The following is a 4,296-nucleotide window of genomic DNA, read 5'->3' as shown; positions in this document are numbered from 1 at the left end:
CAGCTCGCGTACCGCTTTAATGGGCGAACAGCCCAACCCTTGGGACCGACTCCAGCCCCAGGATGCGACGAGCCGACATCGAGGTGCCAAACCATCCCGTCGATATGGACTCTTGGGGAAGATCAGCCTGTTATCCCCGGGGTACCTTTTATCCGTTGAGCGACGGCGCTTCCACAAGCCACCGCCGGATCACTAGTCCCGACTTTCGTCCCTGCTCGACCCGTCGGTCTCACAGTCAAGCTCCCTTGTGCACTTACACTCACCACCTGATTGCCAACCAGGCTGAGGGAACCTTTGGGCGCCTCCGTTACCCTTTGGGAGGCAACCGCCCCAGTTAAACTACCCATCAGACACTGTCCCCGATCCGGATCACGGACCCGGGTTAGACATCCAGCACGACCAGACTGGTATTTCAACGACGACTCCACCCGAACTGGCGTCCGAGCTTCACAGTCTCCCAGCTATCCTACACAAGCCGAACCGAACACCAATATCAAACTGTAGTAAAGGTCCCGGGGTCTTTCCGTCCTGCTGCGCGAAACGAGCATCTTTACTCGTAGTGCAATTTCACCGGGCCTATGGTTGAGACAGTCGAGAAGTCGTTACGCCATTCGTGCAGGTCGGAACTTACCCGACAAGGAATTTCGCTACCTTAGGATGGTTATAGTTACCACCGCCGTTTACTGGCGCTTAAGTTCTCAGCTTCGCCCACCCGAAAGTGAGCTAACCGGTCCCCTTAACGTTCCAGCACCGGGCAGGCGTCAGTCCGTATACATCGCCTTACGGCTTCGCACGGACCTGTGTTTTTAGTAAACAGTCGCTTCTCGCTGGTCTCTGCGGCCACCCCCAGCTCACCGAGTAAATCGGATCACCAGTGATGGCCCCCCTTCTCCCGAAGTTACGGGGGCATTTTGCCGAGTTCCTTAACCATAGTTCACCCGAACGCCTCGGTATTCTCTACCAGACCACCTGAGTCGGTTTAGGGTACGGGCCGCCATGAAACTCGCTAGAGGCTTTTCTCGACAGCATAGGATCATCCACTTCACCACAATCGGCTCGGCATCAGGTCTCAGACTATTGCCAGGCGGATTTACCTACCTGACGTCCTACACCCTTACCCCGGGACAACCACCGCCCGGGATGGACTACCTTCCTGCGTCACCCCATCACTCACCTACTGCAAGTCTGGTTCGTCGGCTCCACCACTCCCCTTTGCCCGAAGGCTCCGGGGCGGCTTCACGGACTTAGCATCGCCTGGTTCGATGTTTGACGCTTCACAGCGGGTACCGGAATATCAACCGGTTATCCATCGACTACGCCTGTCGGCCTCGCCTTAGGTCCCGACTTACCCTGGGCAGATCAGCTTGACCCAGGAACCCTTGGTCAATCGGCGCAAACGTTTCTCACGTTTGTATCGCTACTCATGCCTGCATTCTCACTCGTGAACCGTCCACAACTCGCTTCCGCGGCTGCTTCACCCGGCACACGACGCTCCCCTACCCATCCCAGCGGGCGTTGGCCCTCATGCTGGAATGACACGACTTCGGCGGTACGCTTGAGCCCCGCTACATTGTCGGCGCGGAATCACTAGACCAGTGAGCTATTACGCACTCTTTCAAGGGTGGCTGCTTCTAAGCCAACCTCCTGGTTGTCTGTGCGACTCCACATCCTTTCCCACTTAGCGTACGCTTAGGGGCCTTAGTCGATGCTCTGGGCTGTTTCCCTCTCGACCATGGAGCTTATCCCCCACAGTCTCACTGCCGCGCTCTCACTTACCGGCATTCGGAGTTTGGCTAAGGTCAGTAACCCGGTAGGGCCCATCGCCTATCCAGTGCTCTACCTCCGGCAAGAAACACACGACGCTGCACCTAAATGCATTTCGGGGAGAACCAGCTATCACGGAGTTTGATTGGCCTTTCACCCCTAACCACAGGTCATCCCCCAGGTTTTCAACCCTGGTGGGTTCGGTCCTCCACGAAGTCTTACCTCCGCTTCAACCTGCCCATGGCTAGATCACTCCGCTTCGGGTCTTGAGCGCGCTACTGAATCGCCCTGTTCGGACTCGCTTTCGCTACGGCTTCCCCACACGGGTTAACCTCGCAACACACCGCAAACTCGCAGGCTCATTCTTCAAAAGGCACGCAGTCACGAGAACAAGGCAAGCCTTGCTCCGACGCTCCCACGGCTTGTAGGCACACGGTTTCAGGTACTATTTCACTCCCCTCCCGGGGTACTTTTCACCATTCCCTCACGGTACTATCCGCTATCGGTCACCAGGGAATATTTAGGCTTAGCGGGTGGTCCCGCCAGATTCACACGGGATTTCTCGGGCCCCGTGCTACTTGGGTGTCTCTCAAACGAGCCGCTGACGTTTCGACTACGGGGGTCTTACCCTCTACGCCGGACCTTTCGCATGTCCTTCGTCTACATCAACGGTTTCTGACTCGCCTCACAGCCGGCAGACTGTGAAAGAGAGATCCCACAACCCCGCATACGCAACCCCTGCCGGGTCTCACACGTATACGGTTTAGCCTCATCCGGTTTCGCTCGCCACTACTCCCGGAATCACGGTTGTTTTCTCTTCCTGCGGGTACTGAGATGTTTCACTTCCCCGCGTTCCCTCCACATACCCTATGTGTTCAGGTATGGGTGACAGCCCATGACGACTGCCGGGTTTCCCCATTCGGAAACCCCCGGATCAAAGCCTGGTTGACGACTCCCCGGGGACTATCGTGGCCTCCCACGTCCTTCATCGGTTCCTGGTGCCAAGGCATCCACCGTGCGCCCTTAAAAACTTGGCCACAGATGCTCGCGTCCACTGTGCAGTTCTCAAACAACGACCAACCACCCGTCACACACCATCTGCATGGTGCTTCACCGGGGTCGGCACTGAAGGCAGCCATACGGCCATACCCTCAGACACCCAACAGCGTGCCCGGCCGGCTCCCGCCCGGAGATCATGCTTTCCACACTCTTGCGAGCAGTACTAACAGCCTCCGGCCCGTGAAAACCAGCCGAATAATCAACGTTCCACCCATGAGCAACCACCGCAGAACACTCGCCTGCGTTATGGCCCTGGATCCCTCGACGGGACCTAGATGCTCCTTAGAAAGGAGGTGATCCAGCCGCACCTTCCGGTACGGCTACCTTGTTACGACTTCGTCCCAATCGCCAGTCCCACCTTCGACAGCTCCCTCCCACAAGGGGTTGGGCCACCGGCTTCGGGTGTTACCGACTTTCGTGACGTGACGGGCGGTGTGTACAAGGCCCGGGAACGTATTCACCGCAGCAATGCTGATCTGCGATTACTAGCAACTCCGACTTCATGGGGTCGAGTTGCAGACCCCAATCCGAACTGAGACAGGCTTTTTGAGATTCGCTCCGCCTCACGGCTTCGCAGCTCATTGTACCTGCCATTGTAGCACGTGTGCAGCCCAAGACATAAGGGGCATGATGACTTGACGTCGTCCCCACCTTCCTCCGAGTTGACCCCGGCAGTCTCCTGTGAGTCCCCATCACCCCGAAGGGCATGCTGGCAACACAGAACAAGGGTTGCGCTCGTTGCGGGACTTAACCCAACATCTCACGACACGAGCTGACGACAGCCATGCACCACCTGTACACCGACCACAAGGGGGCGACCATCTCTGGCCGTTTCCGGTGTATGTCAAGCCTTGGTAAGGTTCTTCGCGTTGCGTCGAATTAAGCCACATGCTCCGCTGCTTGTGCGGGCCCCCGTCAATTCCTTTGAGTTTTAGCCTTGCGGCCGTACTCCCCAGGCGGGGAACTTAATGCGTTAGCTGCGGCACCGACGACGTGGAATGTCGCCAACACCTAGTTCCCACCGTTTACGGCGTGGACTACCAGGGTATCTAATCCTGTTCGCTCCCCACGCTTTCGCTCCTCAGCGTCAGTAATGGCCCAGAGATCCGCCTTCGCCACCGGTGTTCCTCCTGATATCTGCGCATTTCACCGCTACACCAGGAATTCCGATCTCCCCTACCACACTCTAGTCTGCCCGTATCGAATGCAGACCCGGGGTTAAGCCCCGGGCTTTCACATCCGACGCGACAGACCGCCTACGAGCTCTTTACGCCCAATAATTCCGGACAACGCTCGCGCCCTACGTATTACCGCGGCTGCTGGCACGTAGTTAGCCGGCGCTTCTTCTGCAGGTACCGTCACTTTCGCTTCTTCCCTACTGAAAGAGGTTTACAACCCGAAGGCCGTCATCCCTCACGCGGCGTCGCTGCATCAGGCTTGCGCCCATTGTGCAATATTCCCCACTGCTGCCTC

Annotated in this window: 2 rRNA genes; both read right to left on the bottom strand. The window is 57.6% G+C overall.

The window, feature by feature from the left end:
- Positions 1-2,801 (bottom strand): 23S ribosomal RNA (locus tag ACFC25_RS22635); the annotation flags it as partial.
- Positions 2,802-3,109: 308 nt separating this feature from the next.
- A 16S ribosomal RNA gene (locus ACFC25_RS22630) occupies positions 3,110-4,296 on the bottom strand; the annotation flags it as partial.

It is taken from the genome of Pseudarthrobacter sp. NPDC055928 (assembly GCF_042270935.1).
Taxonomy (GTDB): domain Bacteria; phylum Actinomycetota; class Actinomycetes; order Actinomycetales; family Micrococcaceae; genus Arthrobacter.
The sequence above is the reverse complement of the archived record's forward strand: the minus strand, read 5'-3'. Positions and strand labels throughout refer to the sequence as shown.